Consider the following 21,575-nt stretch of genomic DNA (forward strand, 5'->3'; position numbering starts at 1 on the left):
GAAACCAGGCCTACCAGGGCGGTGCCGAGCAGGCATACCGATCGCGGACGCGGAATGATTCCAGCGGAAGTGGACGCTTCAGAAAGGGATTCGTCAACGTTTTGATCTGCCAACATTTCCACTTGGCAGGCCTTTCGGGCAACCCCCTGCCGGTTCGCAACGATTCGGCAGGTTTTGACGGCCCAGGGAAGACACTTTGCCACTGGAAAATGCTGGTAAAAGTCGGTTTCCGCGAGAGTTGTTGACCATGGGGCTTATGCAAAACCGCCACGACGGGTACGATTCGCCGCTCGTGCAATTGGCCGCTGCAGAACCTGCGCCCCCTGCCGCTGATCACCATCGGCTCTCAGGACTCCGGATTTTTTTCGCAGCGAACGGATCAGTTGGCACGACGATTGCTTACGTGTCGCCGTCATCGATGGAGACTGCCATCGGTGCCCGCGTGAGCGAATCGACGGAACCTGGAGTGCTGCCCAACGCGGATTCGGAACATGGGTTCGGTTTGGGATTCACGGATTCTTAGGGATCAGATTCTTAGGGATCAGAAAATCCCGATCGAACAACAATCTCGAAAAACAATCTCGAGCAGCGAATCCACAGCGGCAGACCAGCGGTTCCGTACTACACACACATATTTGTCCCATTTCCCGAAACGCATGCGGTGTCCTTTCTCAGCGGTGGCGATCCACCGGAGGCACAGCAGCTTGAATTTCGAATCACAGGAGAGAGAACGTCGTGGCAAAGCAAATCGTTTTCGACGACGACGCACGTGGGCCGTTGTTGGCCGGCGTCAGCAAACTGGCCCGAGCGGTCCGCAGCACGTTGGGGCCTCGTGGTCGCAACGCCGTGCTGGACAAAGGCTGGGGATCCCCCAAAGTCACCAAGGACGGTGTGACCGTCGCTGAAGACATCGAACTGGATGACCCCTTCGAAAACTTGGGTGCCCAGCTTGTCAAAGAAGCCGCCAGCAAGACCAATGACGTCGCCGGCGACGGAACCACCACCGCAACCGTTCTCGCCGAAGCGATCTTTCGCGAAGGCCTGAAGATGGTCGCCTCTGGTGCCGACCCGATGGCCCTTTCTCGCGGGATGGCCAAAGCCGTCGACTGTGCCGTTGCTGAAATCAGCAAAATGGCCAAGCCGGTCAACGAAAAGAGCAAGAGCGAGATCAAGCAAGTCGCAACGATCGCCGGAAACAATGATCCAGAAATCGGCGACGTGCTCGCAAACGCGTTCACCCAAGTCGGCAAGAACGGTGTCATCACCGTCGAAGAAGGCCGCAGCAACTCGACCACCGTCGATGTGGTCGAAGGCATGCAGTTTGACCGCGGTTTCCTCTCGCCCCACTTTGTCACCGACCAAGACAACGTGGCAGTGGAACTGGAGGACTGCTACGTGCTGCTGTTCGAAGAAAAGATCAGCAACAACAAGAAGATGATCCCGCTGCTCGAAGCAGTTAGCAAGGCCAAGAGGCCGCTGTTGGTGATCGCCGAAGACGTCGAGGGCGAAGCCCTGGCCACTTTGGTCGTCAACAAAATGCGAGGCATCCTGTCGGCTTGTGCCGTCAAAGCACCCGGCTACGGCGATCGACGCAAAGCCATCCTTGGTGACATCGCGGTCCTCACCGCTGGCAAAGCGATCTTCAAGGACCTTGGCATCGATCTGGAAAGCGTCAAGCTCAGCGACTTGGGCGTTGCCAAAAAGATCCGCATCACCAGCGAAGCCACCACGATCGTCGGCGGCAAAGGATCTAAGAGCGACATCGAAGGTCGTGTGCAGCAGATCCGTCGCGAAATCGAACAGACCGACAGCGATTACGACAAAGAAAAACTGCAAGAACGCTTGGCTAAACTTGCCGGTGGCGTTGCTCAAATCAACGTCGGTGCGGTCACCGAAACGGAAATGAAAGAACGCAAGGCCTTGATCGACGACGCTCGTGCGGCAACGCAAGCGGCGTTGGAGGAAGGCATCGTTCCCGGCGGCGGAACCACCTTGCTGCGTTGTCGCCCCGCGGTCGAGAAACTCGAAAAAGCTTCCTCGGGTGACGAGCAATTGGGCATCCGTATCATCCGCAACATCCTCGACCAACCGTTGCGAGCGATCGCAAACAACGCCGGCTTGGATGGAGCCGTTGTCGTCAACCGCGTGCTGCAGATGAAGGGCAAGACCGAAGGTTACGACGCCAACGCGGAGAAGTACTGCGACCTTGTCGAAGCCGGCATCGTCGATCCCGCCAAAGTCGTTCGCACGTCACTGACCAACGCTGCCAGCGTGGCAGCCCTGTTGCTGACCACCGAATCGCTTGTCGCTGACATTCCCGTGGAAGAAGAGGAAGGCGGCGGCGACCACCACCACGACCACGGCATGGGCGGCGGAATGCCGGGCATGGGTGGCATGGGCGGAATGGGCGGCATGGGCGGCATGATGTAAGCCGTTGCCCTGTCGACGGTGCAAACTGTCGACGGTGCAAACTGTCGACGGTGCAAACTGTGCGACTGTCCAATTTCGGTCGCATCACTCAATCTTGCGGATGAATCTTTCCCCTGAGCGATGCGACCTCCTCAACCAAATCAAAAACAACTCAACCCACTTTCAAAAAAAGAACTTCCCATCATGGCAAAACTGAATTTGCGTCCATTGGATGATCGTGTCGTTGTCCAGCCCGTTGAAGCAGAAACCACGACGGCTGGCGGAATCGTGCTCCCCGACTCGGCCAAGGAAAAACCGCAGCGCGGAACGATCGTTGCCGTCGGGCCCGGCAAACTGCTCGACAACGGAAACCGCGGCGAATTGAGCGTTGCTGTTGGCGACACCGTGATCTATGGCAAGTACGGCGGCAGCGACATCGAAGTCGATGGCCAGGAAATGAAGATCCTTCGCGAAAGCGATATTCTGGCAAAGGTGCTCTAAGGCACTTCCACCCCGTCCAGAAACCAACAAATCACCGTTTTTCAATAGAGGAATCCTCTCGTGGCAAAACAATTGCTTTTTGACGACCAAGCTCGGTCGCGAATGCTCGCCGGCATCGACAAGCTGGCCGATGCCGTCGCCGTGACCATGGGCCCCACGGGTCGCAACGTCATCATCGACAAGTCGTTCGGCGGCCCCACGGTCACCAAAGACGGTGTGACAGTGGCCAAAGAAATCGAACTGGAAGACCGATTCGAGAACATGGGCGCCAAGCTCGTGATCGAAGTCGCCCAGAAGACCAGCGACCTGGCAGGTGACGGAACCACAACCGCAACCGTCCTGGCACGTGCGATCTTCAAAGAAGGCTTGCGCAACATCGTTGCCGGCAGCAATCCCGCCGCGATCCGTCGCGGAATCGAAAAGGCCGTCGCAGCAGCCAGCGATCACCTTGTCGAGATGGGACGCCCCGTCAAGAACAAGGAAGAAATCGCTAACGTCGGTGCGATCAGCGCCAACAACGATTCCACCATCGGCAACCTGCTGGCCGATGCCCTGGAACGAGTAGGGAAAGACGGCGTCATCACGGTGGAAGAAGGCAAGAGCCGCGACACCGAAGTCAGCTATGTCGACGGAATGCAATTCGACAAAGGCTACGTGTCGCCTTACTTCATCACCGATGCCGGAACGATGGAAGCCAACTTGGAAAACGCGTTGGTGCTGCTGTACGAAAAGAAAATCAGCAACATCCGCGACCTGATTCCTTTGCTGGAAAAATCAGCTCAGACCGGACAACCTTTGCTGATCATCGCCGAAGACGTCGACGCGGAAGCGTTGACCCTGTTGGTGGTCAACAAGCTACGCGGAACGCTGAACGTCTGTGCCGTCAAGGCTCCCGGATTCGGCGACCGTCGCAAAGCCATGCTGGGTGACATCGCTACCCTGACCGGCGGAACGCTGATCAGCGAAGACCTCGGCATCCAACTCGAGAACGTGACGCTGGAACAACTCGGCCGCGCTAAGAGCGTGACCGTGGACAAGAGCAGCACGACGATCATCGAAGGCGGCGGAAAGCGTGCCGACATCGATCAACGTGTCGCTCAGATTCGTGCCCAGATCGAGCAAACCGATAGCGATTACGACAAAGAAAAGTACCAGGAACGCTTGGCCAAGCTGGCCGGTGGTGTTGCGGTCATCAGCGTCGGTGCCGAAACCGAAGCCGAGATGAAGCAGACCAAGGCGCGCCTGGAAGACGCACTGCACGCCACCCGCGCGGCAGTGGAAGAAGGCATCCTGCCCGGCGGCGGTGTCGCTCTGGTTCGCTGCCGCGAAGCGGTCTTGGAAGCACAAAAGAAAGCCAAGGGCGACGAAAAGATCGGCGTCGGCATCGTCCTGGGTGCCCTCTCCGCTCCGATGCGTCAGATCGCCGACAACGGTGGAATCGACGGCAGTGTCGTGGTTGACGAAGTCAGCCAAAAGGGCAACACGATCGGCTACAACGCCCACACCGGCGAATACGTCGACATGCTCAAGGCAGGTGTGATCGACCCGGTCAAAGTTGTCCGTACCGCCTTGTCCAACGCCGGCAGCATCGCAGGTTTGCTGCTGACGACCGAAGCCTTGGTGACGAATTTCGACAAAGAAGACAAAAGTCGCGCTCCGATCGAAGGCGTCGTTGCCTGATCGGAACACTTTGTTGAAATGATTCACAAATCAAAGTCGGGTCGCGGTGCCGTAGTCGGCTCGCGACCCGTTTTTTTGAGTCATACACTACCATTCCGGTAACATCACCATTCCGGTAACATCACCATTCCGGTAACAACGCGCGAATGCATTGATGAGCGAAAAACGCTGTTATTACGAAGTGCTGGGCGTCGAACGTAGCGCCAATAAATCAGTCATCGATCGCGCCTATCGCAAACTGGCGATCAAGTACCACCCGGACAGCAATCGTGGCGAAGACGCCGTTGAATTGTTCAAGGAAGCGTCCGAGGCGTACGAGATCCTGAGCGATAGCGACAAACGCGCGCGATACGATCAGTACGGACACGCCGGCGTCAACGGCGCAGCACATCAGTTCAATGACGTCGAAGACATCTTCGAAGCCTTTGGCGATCTGTTCGGCGGTGGCATGTTCGGTGATCTGTTCGGCGGTCGTGGCGGCGGCGGACGCAGACGCCGGGCCAGACGTGGTGCGGACATCCGCTGTGATGTCACCCTGACCCTGGAAGAAGCCGCTCGCGGTGTCAGCAAAGACCTTTCGTTTCGACGACACGTCCGCTGTGACACTTGCAACGGCAGCGGTGCGGCCGAGGGCAGCAAGCCGGAGACCTGCACGACGTGCGGCGGACAAGGCCAAGTCATCCAATCAGCGGGTATCCTGCGAGTCCAAACCGCGTGCCCTCACTGCAACGGTGCGGGCCACAAGATCAGCCAGCCCTGTAACGATTGCCACGGCAGCGGCTTGCAAAAACAAAAGGCCGAACTGACCGTCGAGATCCCCGCCGGTGTCGATGACGGTATCCGCGTTCGAGTTCAAGGCGAAGGCGAAGTCAGCCCCGACGGCGGACCTCCCGGTGACTGCTACTGCTTCATCTCCGTCCAACCCCATGACCTTTTCAAACGCGACGGCAACAACCTGATCCTGCGTCTGCCGATCTCCTACAGCCAAGCCGCCTTGGGCGCCGAAATCGATGTCCCGACGCTGGACGGTCCGCATCAGTTACGCATCGAACCCGGAACTCAGAACGGCGAAGTGTTCACGTTGCGTGGAAAAGGCGTCATCGACCCACGATCACGTCGCATCGGCAATTTGCTCGTTCAAGTGTTCATCGAAGTCCCCAAAAAACTCAGCGGAGAACAAGAACGACTGCTGAGGGAATTGGCCGACCTGGACCACGAAAGCGTCCTGCCTCAGCGGACCTCGTTTCTCGACAAGCTACGCAACTTTTTTGACCCCGACCCAGATCCCTCTGCAAAACAATGACACCAGAATCCGACGATCAATTCGATGATCAATTCGAAGGCCGCGTTTATGATCCTGATGAGGCCATCGACGAAGTGCTGCAGGATGAAGACGCCGTTCAAATCCCAGAGCAACCCGAAACCCGCGACGAAGAAATGGAACGCTTGCGCGGAGAAGTGGATGCCGCCGAGAAACGCGCCTTGATGGCTCAAGCGGAAGCGGAAAACTTCCGTAAACGCATGCGCCGTGACTTTGAAGGCCAACTCAAATTCGCAACGACCAACATTGTCACCGATCTACTCGAAGTACGCGACAACTTGGTCCGTGCTATCGAGGCCGCTGCGGCGGGCGAACAAAACTCAGGCCTACGTGAAGGCGTTGAAATGGTCGCCAAACAATTCGACGACGCCTTGGCCAAACATGGCGTTCGTCAGATTCCAGCCGAAGGTGAATTGTTTGACCCCAATTTCCACGAAGCGATCTCGCAAATGCCCAGCGCTGATCACCCCAGCGGCACCGTTGCGCACGTTGCGGTCACCGGTTTTCAATTGCACGACCGCGTCGTACGCCCCAGCCAAGTCGTGGTCAGCACCGGACCGCCTCAATAGCCATAAAACCCAATAGCGTTGCGATAGATTCTTGGTTTCGGAACTCAACTTTTTTACCGATCGATTACTCCAACCATGCCGACCTACGACTACGAATGCGATGCTTGCGGACACACCATGGAGTTGTTCCAAGGCATCAATGAGCCCGTGAAGAAAAAATGCCCGGAGTGTGGCAAGTCCAAGCTCCGACGGCTGTTTGGTAGCGGTGCCGCGATCGTCTTCAAGGGCAGCGGTTTTTATCAAACCGACTATCGCAGCGAAGGCTACAAAAAGGCCGCCAAAGAGGACAGCAAGTCAAAGGGCGATTCCAAATCAAGCGATTCCAAGTCCTCTGACTCCGGTTCATCGTCCAAGAAAGATTCCGGCAGCGCAAAGAAGAAGGACGGTGGTGGCAGCAGCAAAAAGGCGAGTGACTGAGCATGCCACACATTCGCTCCTCCGCCTGCCTGTCGATCGAGCGTAGCGCGATCCTCGTGATCGACCTACAGGAAAAACTCGTCCCTGCCGTCCCCTCGGGACGCCATGTCGCGGAGGTCACCGAGCGACTCTTGCACGCCGCAGATTTGCTGGGCGTGCCGTCTGCGGCAACCGTGCAATACCCCAAAGGGCTCGGCCCATTGGTCGGACGGCTCGCTGAGCGATTCCCTGACCCAGAGGAAAAGCTCGACTTCTCGGCCGCTGTTTGCCGTCGAGAATTGGAACTTTGGCTACAAGCCGGACGTGATCAGATTGTGATCACCGGAATTGAAACCCACGTCTGTGTTCTGCAAACCGTCCTGGATCTACTCGCCGAAGGACTCTCGGTCTTTGTGGTAAGCGAAGCCGTCGCGGCGAGAGGCGGTCGAGAACACGAAACCGCGCTGGACCAGATGCGCGACGCAGGAGCAACGATCACAACAATCGAGTCTGTCCTCTTCCAATGGCTCCAAACAGCCGACCGCCCCGAATTCAAATCCATCAGCGCCCTCATCAAACAACCCCGCCGATAATCACGTACGTCAGCCCCACGTACGTCAGCCTTTCCAGGCTGACATACCCCAACCTTCAGGCCCCTCGGCAACACAACTCACAACGCCAACGTTCACCCTTCTTCCAAAAAGTAGCGATTGAGAAACTCCTTACGGTCTCCTTCCTCGGCCGCCAATTGGACCATCGCGTAAAGCCGTTGTTGGTCCCGACGCTTCTTTTCCGACAACCGTTCATCGTCCTGCAACATTACCGGCAGACTCTCCAGGACCTCAAAACATTCCGGCGGACGTGGACCTCCGATCACGCCGTGGCGATCCAAGATTGAGATGGCGGTGGTCATGCGGTGGTCATGACGACTTCGCCGTTGAATCTGTTCATTCATCCAATCCAAACCGAACGCGCGGCACTGCTCGTTGTGCTCGACCAACAACTGATACAGCCGTGTGTAAAACGCGGCATCCGGGTTGGACCACTCGATGAACTGCATCTGCGTCATCAAGTCACTTTGGTCGTAGAGCCAAACACAGCGACTGGGCTTGCCGTCGCGTCCAGCACGACCAATCTCTTGATAATACGACTCGATCGACCCAGGCGTCTCGGCATGGATCACCATCCGGATGTCTTCTTTGTCGATCCCCATGCCGAACGCATTGGTCGCCAAAACAACATCCGCATCTCCGTTCATGAATTCATCCTGCAAACGACGCCGCAAGCCCCGCCCAAGATCTCCGTGATAACAGACGTGGTCCAGGCCGTCGGAGGTGAGATGCTCACTGAAGCGTTGCAGTGTCTTGATCAGTGAAAAATAAACGATGACGCTGCCGCTGGAGTAGTCGGGATCTTGGAGCAGATCACCGAGCGCTGCAATCTTTTCGCTTTCGTCCCAAACAGGCTGAACATCGAGCGTCAAGTTCGGACGATCAATCCCTTCGTGAAACAGTCGGATATCGTTTTCCGGAATCTGCAACTGACGATAGATATCCCGCCGACACTCGGCGGTCGCCGTCGCGGTCAACGCAATCGTTGTCGGATTTCCGAGCAACTGCCGGATTTCACCAACCCGTGTGTAGTCCGGGCGAAAGTCGTGTCCCCACTGACTGACACAGTGGGCTTCATCGACCGCCAGCAGGCTGACCGTTCGCTTTGAAATCACATCACAGAAATCAGGCTTCCGGAATCGTTCGGGAGTAACGAACAACAATCGGTAGCGACCATCGGCAACGTCCTCATACCGCCGCATCCTCGTCTCGCGGTCCAACGACGAGTTGATGAACGTGGCCTCAATCCCTCGCTGCTGCATCGAGTCCACTTGATCCTGCATCAACGCGATCAAAGGCGACAAGACCAAAACCAGTTGGCCAGAACTGGCCGGAAAGCTCAACGCGGGAATCTGGTAGCACAACGACTTCCCCATCCCCGTGGGCATCACCACCATGGCATGTTTTCCCGCCAGGACATGATCGATAACGGCTGATTGACTGGTCCGAAACTGATCGAACCCGAAATATCGTTTCAGCAATTGGCTGGGGGCGTAACGGTCAGGCAAATCATTCATTCTCGAAATCCTGCCCCAAGCCAGCCGATCAGGCAACCCTCCCTACACACAGCATCCCGCACCCTTCACGTAGAAGCGTCTCTCCGAGACGCTAACCCCAGCGAGCAAAGCGAGGAGTCAACCGTGCCGCTGGCACACAAGCACCGTCTCCATGACAAGCCCCGACACCCTAACGCTAAGAAGCATTCATACAGTCCGTAACACCAGCCCGGCTATTCATCAGCCGCCACGCGATAGCGTCCGGTTCTCACGCCTAAACAAGCATAAAGCGTGGGGCGTCAGCCCCACGTCCGACCGGCAATCGTCCCATCAAGCTGCGGACGCAGCGACAGATGCTGCTCAATCCGTTAGATGGGACTCCACACCTCGGGCGGCCAAATCACTAAGCCCATAACCCTCTTCCATACCCGCGCGTTCGATCACATCCAAACGCTTGGCTGCCTTGAGAAACATGCAGACCTGAGCGACAGACACTTCCTCAGTACTGTACGCAAGTTGATTCGCTCGGATCACACTTCGATACTCTTGCAGCACGAGTGATTCCTTGGAGTCAATGTGTCCACTATCCCGTGCTCTCTGATCTACTCATTGCGTGCCCCTGGAATCGAAAATCCAAATGCACAAACTGGCAGTGCCGTCAAAACGCAGGGCCTGCCAAGCGGTGTCAGCCCCACCCAAGGCCGCATTCGAGGCTGCAACTGCCTATAATGCCAAACGTTCTTATTGGCAAACTGCTGTGAAGCCTGGCAAAACCAGTCAACTGCCAATAAGTCCGGAAAAAAATCGAGCGGCAACCGCCCATAAGCCGTCAAATAGCCAACCGCCAAGTCCTAACTCCCCTTAATTACAAGTTCGTCCGACTATAATGGGACAGACCTTTACACGAAGTCCAGCAATGTCTGACACCGCAACACAACTGCTAGAAACATTCGAGTCACTTCCCGAGAAGGAGCGGCACGAATTGCTCATCGCCATGCTCCGAAGAAGCGGCGAATTACCTGACACAAAGCTTTCGGACGAGCAACTCGTGGTGATCGCCGACGACCTTTTCCAATCGTTGGATGCTGAGGAATCGAATGGCAACGATGCCGACCCGGGCTGATGTGTGGCTTGTCGATCTCGGAATGGTTGCCAAGGTTCGCCCCTGTTTGATTCTCAGCGTACCTGCTGATGACGACAACGATCGCGTATTGACCACGATCGTGCCGCACACCACAAGCACACGAGACTCACGATTCGAGGTCCGCTCGAGTGTCCGATTTCACAAGCCGGGTGCGTTTGACGCGCAAAAAGTCGTTACGATACCTACCGTCAAGCTGATTCGCCGAATCGGCACCTTGCCCCAGGATCAGATGACGGATGTCGAGGACGCGGTCAAACTTTGGCTTGGGTTTGAGACCGCTTCATAGAAAACGTGGACGAACCATGGGTATCGAGATAGGGGCCCGGTTACCCGGGACCCTCTAACAACACCTAGCATGCGGGTCCGCCCAGGATCGATGAATACCGTGCGTTTCGCCTCAAGGATGCAAGCGATAGCCAGCACTCTTCAAGAATAAACAAGCCCTCGGCGGCTAGGTACTCGCTGGATAAAGCTCGCTGGACACCAGACGTCGCGGAAAGACGCTCTGTCTCCCAAACAACGCGGCCCCTTGCCACTCATCGCAAAGCCGCAAGCGACACGATAGGACACGCATCAAACCCATCCGTTCCATTTGACCAGACTCCAACCGGCCTTGTGCCGGTGGTGAATCCGACTGACTGGCTACGACACCGCAGGTCAATCGCAACCCATCTCCCCACTGGCCTCGTGCCAGTGGCAAAGGGACGAACGCGACGTGAGATGGCCAGTGATCGTCCTTGCTTCCACCGGCACGAGGCCGGAGGGGAGCCAAGAGGATCGACCGCTTCTTTGTAGCTCATCAGTCTTGCTTCCACCGGGCCAAGCCCGGATGGAGAGCGTGGAATCATGTCATTCATGGGGACTGTCCCCATTCGTTCGGCTCGGGAAAATTGGCGCGCGCTGGTGCGTTCGATATGATTGACAATAGCTATGGCCATCGAAATCTTAAAAGCAGATCTTTCTAATCCTGACCATCAATGCGCGGTCCTTGCAATGATGGAAGCGTATTCGTGCGACCCAATGGGTGATGGCCATGGTCTTTCGGACTACGCCAAAGAGAACTTGATTTCAGGATTGTCCGAGCATCCGACAACGATTGTCTTTCTTGCTCTGGACAACAAGACTCCTTGCGGAATTGCTACGTGTTTCCGTGGCTTCTCTACATTTGCTGCCAAACCGCTCATCAACATCAGCGATTTCTTCGTAGAACCTCGTTTACGAGGCAAAGGGATCGGAAACCAATTGTTGTTCGCCATCGAAAATGAAGCGAGACGTATCGGCTGCTGCAAACTGTCCCTGGAAGTGCAGGAGAACAATCCGGTCGCCCGCGGCATCTACACAAGATTCGGGTTTCAGCAGGCAGTTTACGCAGCAGATTCAGACGGTGGAGGATCGCAATACATGGTAAAACAACTCACCTGATGAATTCCAACGAGCCATGTGGTGAACCGCAGGGGCCATCCCGATACTTTCGCCAAAACAAGAATTCGTTTCGTGCGTCAGCCTCACGCCCCCGAAAACGCACAGGACGCACTAAAACTACAAGGTGTGTTCGGGCTCAGCCAGCTTTCCGAAATAGAAATGCAGCGTGCTATTGTCTTGCAATGGCTGTCTTAGATCGAAGCTCAAAATCAGTCGTTGAAGCACTAGACTATGTCTGGAACGATACAGAAAGAAAGACAGTGAGCATGATCGATCTGTGGGTGGTATGAGCGACTGTGAACGGGAAACGGTCCGAAATTGGTACCTGTTTATCCCATTCCGGAGACCTTAGTGCCGGAACTTTGTACGTGTTCCAAGCCGATCAAATGGAACAAGGTCAAGTGGTATTGATCGCGACTTCTGGCTGGCGGATCGACTTGAAACGCATCGGCAGGAAGAGATAGGGCAAAAAAATGGAGGGGCAAAAAAATGTTCATGCTCATTCTGCCCGCAACTTTTGCCCGCACACTATGTGCCCTTGTGGTGGGTGCCCTCGCGGTGGGCGCCCTGACGTAGCGTTCATCAGGCAAGGCATGCTTTGCGTGGCGGCAACCGTCCGTCGCAAACCGGTAGCGTGGGACCTCAGCAGGTGTCTCCCCGAATCCACGCTGCAAACGTGAAGATGAGCGGACCGTCTTTTGTCATGCAAAGCATGACCTACCGTTCCGCTTCGCTTGACGGACCCGATGGCGATGTCGGGGCAACAAAAAAGGTCTGGGGACGAGAAAAAGGGTCGAAGTCGCAAAGAAAATGGGACCGAAACCGGCAAAAGCGATCCGGATGTACTGGCTTGGTCTGACACGGGCCCCGCTCTGACACCGAGAGTGTGGATTGAGATAGAATCTCTTTTGGGCGGATTGGACATCCCGACTCAAGTCCCACGGTCCATGTCATTGGTGCTGGCAACCTCCAACAAAGTTCAACGCACGATGGATGCATGCACGTCCTGTGCCTGCATCCATCGCAGTTCGTTCTCACCCATCACACTTAGATTTTCACGCAGGAATTAGATGGATGTTCGGCCATTCACGAAACGGGCCGTGGAGACGATCCGACAATCACTGGATTACGTTGCCGCTCACAAACATGATTACGTCGGCATTGAACACATTCTGCTAGTATTAACCGCTCCCGATACGGACATCGCGGTGGCAAAGCATTCCGACCTTGCCGTTTCATGCGCCAGAGTTCGTGAACTTGTGAACAAGCAAATCACGTCCGGAAATGGCGATGGATCGACGAACGTTCCGCAGACTCCGCAGGCAAAACAGTTGCTTGTAAATTCCATACACATTGCCAAAGCACTTGGTCACCTTGGCGTCAATCCCGAACACATGTTCCTGGCCTTTCTTGATCTTGAATCCGAACCGATGGTTCAACTGATTTCGGACGACGCAATGGTTGACGTGAACACGATGCGCAGGCAGTTAACATCGGCATCAGAATTGGACAAATACACGCTACCTTTTCCGCCAGGGATCGACTGGTAACAATCAGATTCACGACTAGTGCATCGTCCGGTCTTGATTTTGGGGTTAGCCGTTTTGGCGTTAGCCACGATTGTGTCACGAAAACCGTGGCTAACGCCAAAACGGCTCATCTACCGAACCCACGTTCTAAGACTGGACGATGCACTAGTTGCCCAGTCGTGCTTATTGAATTAGAGGGTCACTCAGGGCGACCGCGTGATCCGTGCCGTTACCGGAAGAACATCCATCGCAACCAACGGTGCCTACAGATGAGTGTGGCAAAAGCGGTCACAATCGCGACCAAGGGCTTGACGTTCGATATCGTCCGGCAGTCTGGATTGTTCCCTCCCATCCACTTGTTGAATTCGTTCCTGCGATGCGGGGTAGACGACGCTGGCTCCGAGATCATACTCCAGTGGGAACCGTTTACCCTCAACGCGTCCGAGTACGATGAGTTTTATGAAACATGTAAGACACTGATGGGCAACCTTGCAGTAGATGGCCTTGGTTGTGATGCATACGCTGGTTGGTTCTCCGCCGCAACTGTCCTACACAAAAATGGCTAGGTGGCGAAGCGCACGATAATCATGCGATGATAAGGATCAGTAGTGGTCGCCATTCTTGAGAGCGTTGGATCTCTCGCCGCCGCCCGTATATCGTTACCGTTCTGCCATTTGACTAGGACGAAGTACAAACGTTGAACCCTTAGTCATCGCCATCGAACTCCAATTCGGACTCTGCGGTAGCCCAACACCGCGGACCCGCTCCGTCATTGCTCTACTCGATTCAAACCGCGTGGATCGCGACGGGAATCTCACTTCTGTTGCTGGCTGTCATCGCTGCATTGACGATCGAAGAATCTTTAACGGGGCTGATAACATCCGACAATTCTTACGTCGCATCGATTTCTGCATCCGTTCCAGTCGCCGCATTCTTTGCGATGGGATGCTTAGCCGGATGGTGGTTTCAATCATCACGCATTTCCTGGCTTGCGACAGCGGTTCCCCTAATTTGCTTCGCTACCGTTCTTTGGGTTTCTGACTACGTACATGATTTTGGCGAGGGTGATGAGATAGTTGGCTACCTCGGACTTGGCGTATTTCTTGGTGGTACACCGGGTCTGCTTGCTTTCGCAGTGCACAATTCTCACCTTCGGATTGCATTGTCAATCGTTCCGCAACTATCATTTGGAGTCGGCTATGCCACAGCTCTCAACTCCATATCGTAGTTCTCTGCGACCCCCGTCGGGGTCGGTCAGGCCAAGATTCTAATGACCGTCGGTGCGCTGCCGCGACCGACGGCTACCATCTGCGACCGGCTTCGCGGTCAGAGGGAGGCTTTTCGGTGGGACGATGCTTTGGTTGCAGTGATGCGGAGGGTACGTGCGACGCATGACGTGTTTGGATGATTGTGACTGGTAGTTCGAAATGCGGGTGCCAGTCGCAGGAAAAGACGAATTGCCCGCCTTCTCATTTGCAGCTTCAATCTATGTGCGATGTACTCAGCAACCCGCCGTATGACGTCATGCAGAGCATGACCTACGGCTATCACGGTTCCGGATTTTTTTGCCCACACATTTTTTTGCCCCATCTGTCTGTGCTTTGATGCAGCGTTCATCCAATGGTGTGCTGTGCGTGCCCCCACTCCCTTCATTGCAAACCGGTAACAAGGCGCGTCCGGATCTACGAGGGGCGGACAGGACTCACGGGACACAGCGACAATGCTGAATGCCTCTGCCGAGTGAAGTGACTTTTGCTTTCATAGCTGGCATCCGTCATAATCTGGCCACCGGCTGATTCGAGCCGACCTTCCGACGCCCTCAGAACCAACGGACTAACCGTGACGAGCCAAAATGGGATTGATTTCCAAGAGATGGAGCACCTGGAAGCAGAAACGGAATTGATGCCGCCAGAACTCTACACCGCAAATCTGATCGAGTGGGCATTGGAACGCCACGCAAGTGATTTGTTCGTCTCAGATTCTGAGAACAGCGTCACCGTCTCGATTCGCCAGATGGGCCGCATACGCTTGGTGCGACGCTTGGCCAAGGATTATGGTCGACGACTGCAAGGGCACCTCAAGATTCTCGCCAGTGCCGATGCAGGGGACCACATACGTCCGGTCGAAGGTCGCGGGGTGATCACGACGCCAGACGGTTCCGTCGCCGACATGCGACTCAGCGCCGTGCCCACCCTGTTCGGCCAAGACGTCGCAATTCGTTTGTTCGACCCCGTCCGTGGCTCGCGACAACTGGAACAGCTCGGACTGGATGACACCGATCGCAAAATGATTGAATCTCTCTTGAATCACACCAGCGGTATGATCTTGGTAACGGGCCCCGTCGCCAGCGGCAAGTCCAGCACGCTGTATGCGATGTTGGATCATTTGAACGATGGCACGCGAAAGATTCATACGATCGAGGACCCCGTCGAGCATTCGCTCGTTGGTGTCATGCAGTCACAAGTCAATCTCAGGGCTGGCCTCGATTTTTCAGACTTGCTCACCGTCGTGCTGCGGCACAGCCCCGACGTGATCATGATCGGCGAGATCCGTGATCACCGCACGGCGGAAACCGCGGTCCGCGCAGGTGCCAGCGGTCAGTTGGTGTTGGCAACGATCCATTCGACATCATCAGCCGAAGCCATCGACATGATGTTGCAGTACAACATCAATCGAAAATTCATGGCCAGCGCTTTGATCGGCGTCATCAACCAGCGTTTGATTCGGCGTCTCTGCTCTCAATGCCGCAGTCCCATTGAGTTGTTCCAACCGATTGAGGTCTCCGATCGGACCGTGGGCAGAATGACGGACGGCGAAAAACCGATCCTGTATCGACCTCAGGGCTGCTCGACATGTCATGAAATTGGATTCGACAGTTTGTGTCCCGTCGCCGAAGTCATGCAGGTCGACCAGGGACTCAAGGATGCCATAGCCGATGGTGCCGCAGCGATGGAACTGGAACGATTGGCAACTCAACGCGGCATGTTGACGTTGGGTGAGTCCGCACAACTGGCCGTACTGACTGGCAAGACAAGCCCACTAGAAGCCTGCCGCTCGGTCAACGACCCGCACCTAGCAGAACTTTGCCAAATGATCCCCACGTGACTGGTTTTAGCCGTAGGTCATGCTGTGCATGACGCAATACGGCAGGCCCAAGGTTACGCGTGGTGGCCGCGTTGCGATGTACGGACGGTGTCATGCAATTGTGGGGCAGGTTTTCAACCTGCCGAGCAGGCGAGCAGTCTGGCAGGTTGTAAACCTGCCCCACATGATTATGCGGATCGGAGGTCATGCAAAGCATGACCTACACGAACGATACGCATTGCCTCAAGAACAGTCAGGCGTTTTGAGCCACTGAGTCGTCCAACCACACGTGACCGTCGGGTGTCCAGCGAACGGACTCCACGGCTCGCTTGCACGACACACGGCCTTTTTCTCGGTTAAATAATCGTGCGGCCAAGTTGCCTTTGATCATCCACCTCAGCCCGACGTATGACGTGGTCAGCCGTGGATTGATCTCGATGACACAATCCTCGCTGGGACACTTCCCAAGAATCAGATCCAGCCCCACGAATCCTCGCACCGTCGGCGGCATGGCGGAGATCGCACGCGAAGCGAGTGCCGTGGCGCGGCGCTGCGCGTCGTCATCCAACGGCCCACATCCTCCGGCGTAGTGACAACTCTCGTCCGTGATCTCCTGAGCGACCGCGGGCAAATAAGTCTGAGACCTGCCTGAAGCCACCAGTGCGATGCTGATCGAACGCCCCGGCATCCATCCCTGTAAGATCCCATCGTCCGTCAACGCGTCGACCGCATCGTCATACCGATCAAAGGTGCGAATCTGCTGAGTTCCACACCCATCTCTCGGCTTGACCACAAACCGATCGAAATCGAGCAGTTGCGATTCATAGCGTGTGTCGGCTGTCGCCAAGTACAGCGGATGTGCCACCCCCGCAGCGTGCAAACGTTTGGCCGTCAACAGCTTGTCGCTGGCCACACGCAAAAAATCACCGCTGCACGCGATCACGTCGATCCCTGCTGCGCGCAGCATCGCGACGCCCTTGGCCAGCATCCCATCGCTCTCGGGTGCAACGATCAACGCCGCATCACACTTGGACGCTGCATCGATCCACTGACTCCACAACGGCTGAGCGGGATCATGCTTGACCACCTCGACGCCCGGGATCGAAATCTTCAAACGCCCGTCCAGAGGCACCACTGCCTCGGCAAACTCAGCGATGTCACCGGCGATCGCCTGTAGCATCGCGACGCCTTCACGCCGCAAACTGCTCGGGATCTCACTGATGGGATGATCAGAAAGCCCTCCGCCAGAAACGAATTCACCGACAAAGATTCGCAAGTGATCTTCTAGTGGGTTGGAGTGGTCGGAGGAGATAGCCAACTGCGGGTACTGCGCCGTCCTTGCAAAAACCGTCCTTGCAAAAACCGTCCTTGCAAAAACCGTCCTTGCAAAAACCGTGTTCTCGTCTGGACAGGCCACCGCTGAACGACCCACTATTTTACGGGAACCACGAGGCCACGTCCAATCGGCAATCCAGTTTGGCAAAGCGGGAGCTTTGGGGCTTTTGTGCCGCCCGTGTGATTGGGAGTACGTCAGCCTTTCCAGGCTGACATTGGGGGTAGGTCAGCCTGGAAAGGCTGACGAACTTGAGTCTCAGCCGGCCTGAGCCAGGTTTTGCTCGCGGAGCCCTTGGATGTACTCCGCAGTGATGCTCAGTACCTCCTTGTTGTAGAACGTGTCGGCAAACACCTTCTTCTCGTTGACTTCCTGCTCAAGCTCTTTTTCTTCGTCTTCTTTCTGGGCATCCAGCTCTTTGCGACGCGCGAAGAACTCGTCTTCCTTCAGCGGCACCGAGTTTTCTTCTTTTTGCTTGACGTACAAGTTCACGCGACGAATCAAATCGACGAACTCTTGGTTGTTTTCCACACGCTTGGCCGAGCTGGATCGTAGCTGGGCGAGCAGATTCGCTGGGACCATGCCGTACACATCGTGCGGTGCCGCCGAAACTTGATCGCTCTCCAAAGCGTACTTGAGATCACTCTCGGCGACATCCATTTTTTGGGTCAAGCTTGGCAACACGAGGTCAGCGGCGACGCCTTCCCGTTGCGTGCTCCGTCCATCGGGCAAGTAAAACTGTTGCAGCGTGACCTTCAACGCCCCGTACTGCTTGCGTTGAACGGAGAAAATACGCTGGCCGACGTCCATCAATGTTTGCACAGTGCCTTTTCCGTGGGTCGCAGGATCACCGACGATAATCCCGCGTCCGTAATCCTTGATCGCTCCGGCAAAAATCTCGCTGGCACTCGCGCTGAACTTGCTCGTCAACACGACGAGCGGTCCGTTCCAATCCGTGCCACTTTCTTCGTCGGCATACTGTGTGACTTGGCCATCGGAATCTTTGACCTGGACCACAGGTCCTCGGTTGATGAACAGTCCGGTCAAGTTGATCGCTTCGGTCAGACTGCCACCACCGTTGCGGCTCAGATCCAACACGACGCCCTCAACTCCTTGGCGGCGAAAGTCCGCAAGAATGCGACGGACGTCACGGGTGCTGCTGCGGAAATCGGCTCGTTGTAACCGAGCGGCTTCCATGTCCATGTAAAAACTGGGCAGATTGATGAAGCCGATCTTCTTGGTTGTTCCATCAGGTGCGTTGTGCTCGATGACTTTGCCACGTGCCGCGGACTCTTCCAATTCAACTTTGGCGCGGGTGATTTTGTAAGTCTCCATCGTGCCCTTGCCGCCAACCTTGACGCCCAGGCGAACGGTGGTGCCCGCGTTGCCGCGGATCAAATCGACGACGTCTTTCAGAGGCATCTCGACGATGTCGACCATTTCACCTTCCTCACCTTGGCCGACCATGATGATGACATCGTCTGGTTTTAGCTTGCCGTCTTGATCGGCAGCGCCGCCGGGGATGACGTCCATCACGACGGTGTTGCCATCTTTTTCACGCAACGCCGCGCCGATGCCTTCCAGCTCCAGATTCATGCTGATCTGAAAGTCGTGGTAGGTCGATGGCGACATGTAGGTCGAGTGAGGATCGTAGCCCATGGTGACGGCCGTCAAATACATTTCCAACAGGTCGTCGCTGTCGGTCGACTTCCAACGACGGGCATAGCGAGAGTATCGACGTCGCAGCAGATCCAGAGCCTCTTCGCCCGTCTTGTCGTCATCTTTCAAGTCCAACAGGGCGTACTTGATCTGGCGGCGCCATCGCTCGTCGGCTTCCTGATCCGTCTTTGCATAAGTCGTCTTCTCGGGGTCGATGATCAGCACTTCCTCTTTGTTGAAATCAATATTCTCCTTCAACAATTTCATCGCTACCTCAACCCGTTCGCTGACGCGTTGGTTGAAACGCCCAAAGATCTTATAAGCCAACGACAGATCGCCTTCACGCACCATGTCGTCGATCTGCGTGGAGTACTGACGGAACTCATCGACGTCGGATTGACGGAAATAGAGCTTCAAAGGATCGAACTGATCCAAGTACAGATCCAAGGCCCGTTTGCTGATCGAATCGTCCAACTCCGAACCAGAAACGTGATACTCGGGCATCAACCGAGCGATCAGCCGGGCGACCGTACGGTCTTTCGGCCCGGCTCCGGGCAACTCCTGTGCTTCCGCCAGGACAGCAGTGCACAGAAACGAAAGGGCCAGTAACGATGCCAGAAAACGGTGACTCACTCGATGATCCATAACGAATACCTGTTCGGGTTTTGATCTCATTGTGTATCTCTCTCGGGGCAGTAACCACATCGCGTCGGGTTTGACGCGGCAAGCGTGATGACTGCGCCGGGATTGAAGGTAGGGAATCGTAGGAAAGTGACAAAAATGGGGCAATGTTGGTTTTGGCCGCCAACACCCCCTATTCCATACGAACTGTGCCGTCGATCGGTTTTCCCATCGCCCCCTATCTTACCCGATCTCAAGTCCATCCTGCTTGCCACTACTGGCCAGAAGTTCCTTCTTGAGTCTCCTGCTGGGCCCCGCCTTGAGTCTCCTGCTGGTCACCACCCAGGGTCGGATCCTCCGCCGGAGCCAGTTCGACCTCCAGGATCATTTCCTTTCCATCTCGCTGAATTTTGACCTTTTCGAACGATCCGATGGGGGTCCGCTCGATCGCCTCTTGCAAACTCGTCAAATCACGCACCCTTTGGTCACCAAATTCTAGGATCACGTCCAGTTGCTTGAATCCCGCCCGCTCAGCGACCGAATCTTTGATGATTTGATAGACCAGAACACCCAAGTTCGGGGGCAGCTTGAATTTTTCCGCAATTCTTGGTTTCAGCTCGACAAGCGTGGTCCCGATGGCGGCACGGCGGACACGGCCATGCTGATCCAACTCGTCGGCGATCCATTTGGCTTGGTTGATCGGGACTGCGAATCCGACCCCTTGATAGAATCCGCTCCGCGTGGCGATTGCCGTGTTGATGCCGATCACCTTGCCGTCCAAATCCACCAGAGGGCCACCGGAATTTCCCGGATTGATCGCCGCGTCGGTCTGCAACAGTCGACCGCGTTTGATTCGACTCAGCCGCCGATTCTTGCCGCTGATGATGCCCGCACTGACCGTGGCCTCAAGTTTGAATGGGCTACCAATGGCCAGGACCCAATCGCCGATCTCCAACGCATCGGAGTCGCCCACCGCGACGGCGGACAACGGACGGCTGGTATCAAGCCGCAGAATCGCGATGTCGCTCTCCGGATCGCTCATCACTTTGATCACCGCGACCTTGGTTTCGTCTGAAAGCTGAACTTCGACGCGTTTGGCTCGGGCGATCACGTGGTGATTGGTGATCACCAAACCATCGTCGCTGACAATCACTCCGCTGCCCAAACCGGTCAGCTCCTGATCTGTCTTTTCAGGTGCCGGAGGCGTGGGGGTCTCCGCACGCTTGAGCAACGGCAGCCCACCATCCTCCTCCGCCTCATCGGCATCCGGTTCGGCGATGTCCTCCTCGTCCTCGGACTGGTTTTGGCCGTAGGTGTAAACGACAACGACCGATGGCGAAGCACGCTTTGCCGCCAGCCGAAACGCACGCGAGAGAGCTTTCGGTCCGGCTTGCACCGCAGCGGCTTCGATCGCCGCCGCCTGGATCTCGGCAGCTTCCTGTAATGTCACCGCAGGCTTTTCCTCGTCGCCATCCGGTTCCACTTGCGTGCCGCCGGCCCCATCTTCGGAAAGTCCACCCGGTGCCGGATTCAAGGCACTCTCCTGCGCCGAAACACACCCCGTGTTGGTGTACCCGGCCAATGCTGTGACAAAAACGATCCAAGCGAGCAGAAACTGGACGGAATGAAACATCGAAGGAACATACTCGTGTTTTGAGAAAACAACCCAACAAGATCCATGCAGGCCAGTCGCTGAGAAAGAGCTTGACCGTGACAAGGGTCATTTTCCACCCAAACGCCTGCATACAATCACTGCTTGGAATATAACCGAGGTCCCTGATCACGGGCATCCTGATTCCA

At 56.0% G+C, this 21,575-nt stretch carries 17 protein-coding genes; 12 read left to right on the forward strand and 5 right to left on the reverse strand.

Annotation, left to right across the window (positions count from 1 at the left end; translation table 11 throughout):
• Positions 1 to 735 precede the first annotated feature (735 nt).
• From groL (Pla52nx_RS26605) to Pla52nx_RS26635, 7 genes are all read left to right on the forward strand, one after another.
• Complete coding sequence (gene groL / locus Pla52nx_RS26605) at positions 736 to 2,430, forward strand: chaperonin GroEL (RefSeq protein ID WP_146518930.1); 1,695 nt, start codon at positions 736 to 738, stop codon at positions 2,428 to 2,430.
• A gap of 183 nt (positions 2,431 to 2,613) precedes the next feature.
• Positions 2,614 to 2,910 carry a co-chaperone GroES gene (gene groES, locus Pla52nx_RS26610; RefSeq protein WP_146518931.1) on the forward strand — a complete coding sequence of 99 codons (297 nt, stop codon included), beginning with the start codon at positions 2,614 to 2,616 and terminating at the stop codon, positions 2,908 to 2,910.
• 60 nt (positions 2,911 to 2,970) lie between these two features.
• Positions 2,971 to 4,590 (forward strand): chaperonin GroEL, encoded by a 1,620-nt coding sequence (gene groL / locus Pla52nx_RS26615; protein WP_146518932.1) that lies wholly within the window; start codon positions 2,971 to 2,973, stop codon positions 4,588 to 4,590.
• Positions 4,591 to 4,744: 154 nt separating this feature from the next.
• Positions 4,745 to 5,893, forward strand: a complete 1,149-nt coding sequence (gene dnaJ, locus Pla52nx_RS26620) for a molecular chaperone DnaJ (protein ID WP_146518933.1) — start codon at positions 4,745 to 4,747, stop codon at positions 5,891 to 5,893.
• On the forward strand, positions 5,890 to 6,480 hold the full coding sequence (grpE, locus tag Pla52nx_RS26625; protein ID WP_146518934.1) for a nucleotide exchange factor GrpE: 591 nt from the start codon (positions 5,890 to 5,892) through the stop codon (positions 6,478 to 6,480). The genes dnaJ and grpE overlap by 4 nt, the downstream gene beginning before the upstream one ends.
• Before the next feature lie 75 nt (positions 6,481 to 6,555).
• Entirely contained in the window at positions 6,556 to 6,897 is a 342-nt protein-coding gene (locus Pla52nx_RS26630; protein WP_146518935.1) for an FmdB family zinc ribbon protein, read from the forward strand.
• 2 nt (positions 6,898 to 6,899) lie between these two features.
• Complete coding sequence (locus Pla52nx_RS26635) at positions 6,900 to 7,469, forward strand: isochorismatase family protein (protein ID WP_146518936.1); 570 nt, start codon at positions 6,900 to 6,902, stop codon at positions 7,467 to 7,469.
• Between the two features lie 92 nt (positions 7,470 to 7,561).
• Here the strand turns inward: Pla52nx_RS26635 and Pla52nx_RS26640 are convergent, their stop codons facing one another.
• Both Pla52nx_RS26640 and Pla52nx_RS26645 read right to left on the reverse strand, forming a co-directional pair.
• Positions 7,562 to 9,004: a RecQ family ATP-dependent DNA helicase gene (locus Pla52nx_RS26640; RefSeq protein ID WP_146518937.1), complete on the reverse strand. Its 1,443-nt coding sequence runs from the start codon at positions 9,002 to 9,004 to the stop codon at positions 7,562 to 7,564.
• Positions 9,005 to 9,343: 339 nt separating this feature from the next.
• On the reverse strand, positions 9,344 to 9,538 hold the full coding sequence (locus tag Pla52nx_RS26645; RefSeq protein ID WP_146518938.1) for a hypothetical protein: 195 nt from the start codon (positions 9,536 to 9,538) through the stop codon (positions 9,344 to 9,346).
• 361 nt (positions 9,539 to 9,899) lie between these two features.
• On the opposite strand from Pla52nx_RS26645, the gene Pla52nx_RS26650 reads away from it, so the two are divergent.
• The 5 genes from Pla52nx_RS26650 (at position 9,900) to Pla52nx_RS26670 (ending at position 16,183) form a co-directional block, all read left to right on the forward strand.
• The gene (locus Pla52nx_RS26650) at positions 9,900 to 10,106 is read left to right on the forward strand and encodes a hypothetical protein (protein ID WP_146518939.1); all 207 of its coding nucleotides are present in this window, start codon (positions 9,900 to 9,902) and stop codon (positions 10,104 to 10,106) included.
• The gene (locus Pla52nx_RS26655) at positions 10,081 to 10,413 is read left to right on the forward strand and encodes a type II toxin-antitoxin system PemK/MazF family toxin (RefSeq protein WP_146518940.1); all 333 of its coding nucleotides are present in this window, start codon (positions 10,081 to 10,083) and stop codon (positions 10,411 to 10,413) included. Before Pla52nx_RS26650 ends, Pla52nx_RS26655 begins: the two co-directional genes overlap by 26 nt.
• A 644-nt stretch (positions 10,414 to 11,057) precedes the next feature.
• Entirely contained in the window at positions 11,058 to 11,549 is a 492-nt protein-coding gene (locus tag Pla52nx_RS26660) for a GNAT family N-acetyltransferase (protein ID WP_146518941.1), read from the forward strand.
• A gap of 1,100 nt (positions 11,550 to 12,649) precedes the next feature.
• On the forward strand, positions 12,650 to 13,099 hold the full coding sequence (locus tag Pla52nx_RS26665; protein WP_197454364.1) for a Clp protease N-terminal domain-containing protein: 450 nt from the start codon (positions 12,650 to 12,652) through the stop codon (positions 13,097 to 13,099).
• Positions 13,100 to 14,917: 1,818 nt separating this feature from the next.
• Positions 14,918 to 16,183: a GspE/PulE family protein gene (locus Pla52nx_RS26670; RefSeq protein ID WP_146518943.1), complete on the forward strand. Its 1,266-nt coding sequence runs from the start codon at positions 14,918 to 14,920 to the stop codon at positions 16,181 to 16,183.
• A gap of 232 nt (positions 16,184 to 16,415) precedes the next feature.
• On the opposite strand, the gene Pla52nx_RS26675 is transcribed toward Pla52nx_RS26670, so the two are convergent.
• From Pla52nx_RS26675 to Pla52nx_RS26685, 3 genes are all read right to left on the reverse strand, one after another.
• Positions 16,416 to 17,480: an ATP-grasp domain-containing protein gene (locus Pla52nx_RS26675; RefSeq protein ID WP_146518944.1), complete on the reverse strand. Its 1,065-nt coding sequence runs from the start codon at positions 17,478 to 17,480 to the stop codon at positions 16,416 to 16,418.
• Between the two features lie 273 nt (positions 17,481 to 17,753).
• Complete coding sequence (locus tag Pla52nx_RS26680; protein ID WP_231741815.1) at positions 17,754 to 19,829, reverse strand: carboxy terminal-processing peptidase; 2,076 nt, start codon at positions 19,827 to 19,829, stop codon at positions 17,754 to 17,756.
• A 220-nt stretch (positions 19,830 to 20,049) separates the two neighbouring features.
• Positions 20,050 to 21,408: a S1C family serine protease gene (locus Pla52nx_RS26685; protein WP_146518945.1), complete on the reverse strand. Its 1,359-nt coding sequence runs from the start codon at positions 21,406 to 21,408 to the stop codon at positions 20,050 to 20,052.
• Positions 21,409 to 21,575: the final 167 nt, after the last annotated feature.

Source organism: Stieleria varia, assembly GCF_038443385.1.
Taxonomy (GTDB): domain Bacteria; phylum Planctomycetota; class Planctomycetia; order Pirellulales; family Pirellulaceae; genus Stieleria; species Stieleria varia.

Bases quoted from the DNA above. Each gene is read 5' to 3' on its own strand.
- groES (WP_146518931.1), top strand. From the start codon at position 2,614: ATGGCAAAACTGAATTTGCGTCCATTGGATGATCGTGTCGTTGTCCAG.
- dnaJ (WP_146518933.1), top strand. From the start codon at position 4,745: ATGAGCGAAAAACGCTGTTATTACGAAGTGCTGGGCGTCGAACGTAGC.
- grpE (WP_146518934.1), top strand. From the start codon at position 5,890: ATGACACCAGAATCCGACGATCAATTCGATGATCAATTCGAAGGCCGC.
- Pla52nx_RS26630 (WP_146518935.1), top strand. From the start codon at position 6,556: ATGCCGACCTACGACTACGAATGCGATGCTTGCGGACACACCATGGAG.
- Pla52nx_RS26635 (WP_146518936.1), top strand. From the start codon at position 6,900: ATGCCACACATTCGCTCCTCCGCCTGCCTGTCGATCGAGCGTAGCGCG.
- Pla52nx_RS26640 (WP_146518937.1), bottom strand. From the start codon at position 9,004: ATGAATGATTTGCCTGACCGTTACGCCCCCAGCCAATTGCTGAAACGA.
- Pla52nx_RS26650 (WP_146518939.1), top strand. From the start codon at position 9,900: ATGTCTGACACCGCAACACAACTGCTAGAAACATTCGAGTCACTTCCC.
- Pla52nx_RS26655 (WP_146518940.1), top strand. From the start codon at position 10,081: ATGGCAACGATGCCGACCCGGGCTGATGTGTGGCTTGTCGATCTCGGA.
- Pla52nx_RS26660 (WP_146518941.1), top strand. From the start codon at position 11,058: ATGGCCATCGAAATCTTAAAAGCAGATCTTTCTAATCCTGACCATCAA.
- Pla52nx_RS26680 (WP_231741815.1), bottom strand. From the start codon at position 19,829: ATGAGATCAAAACCCGAACAGGTATTCGTTATGGATCATCGAGTGAGT.
- Pla52nx_RS26685 (WP_146518945.1), bottom strand. From the start codon at position 21,408: ATGTTTCATTCCGTCCAGTTTCTGCTCGCTTGGATCGTTTTTGTCACA.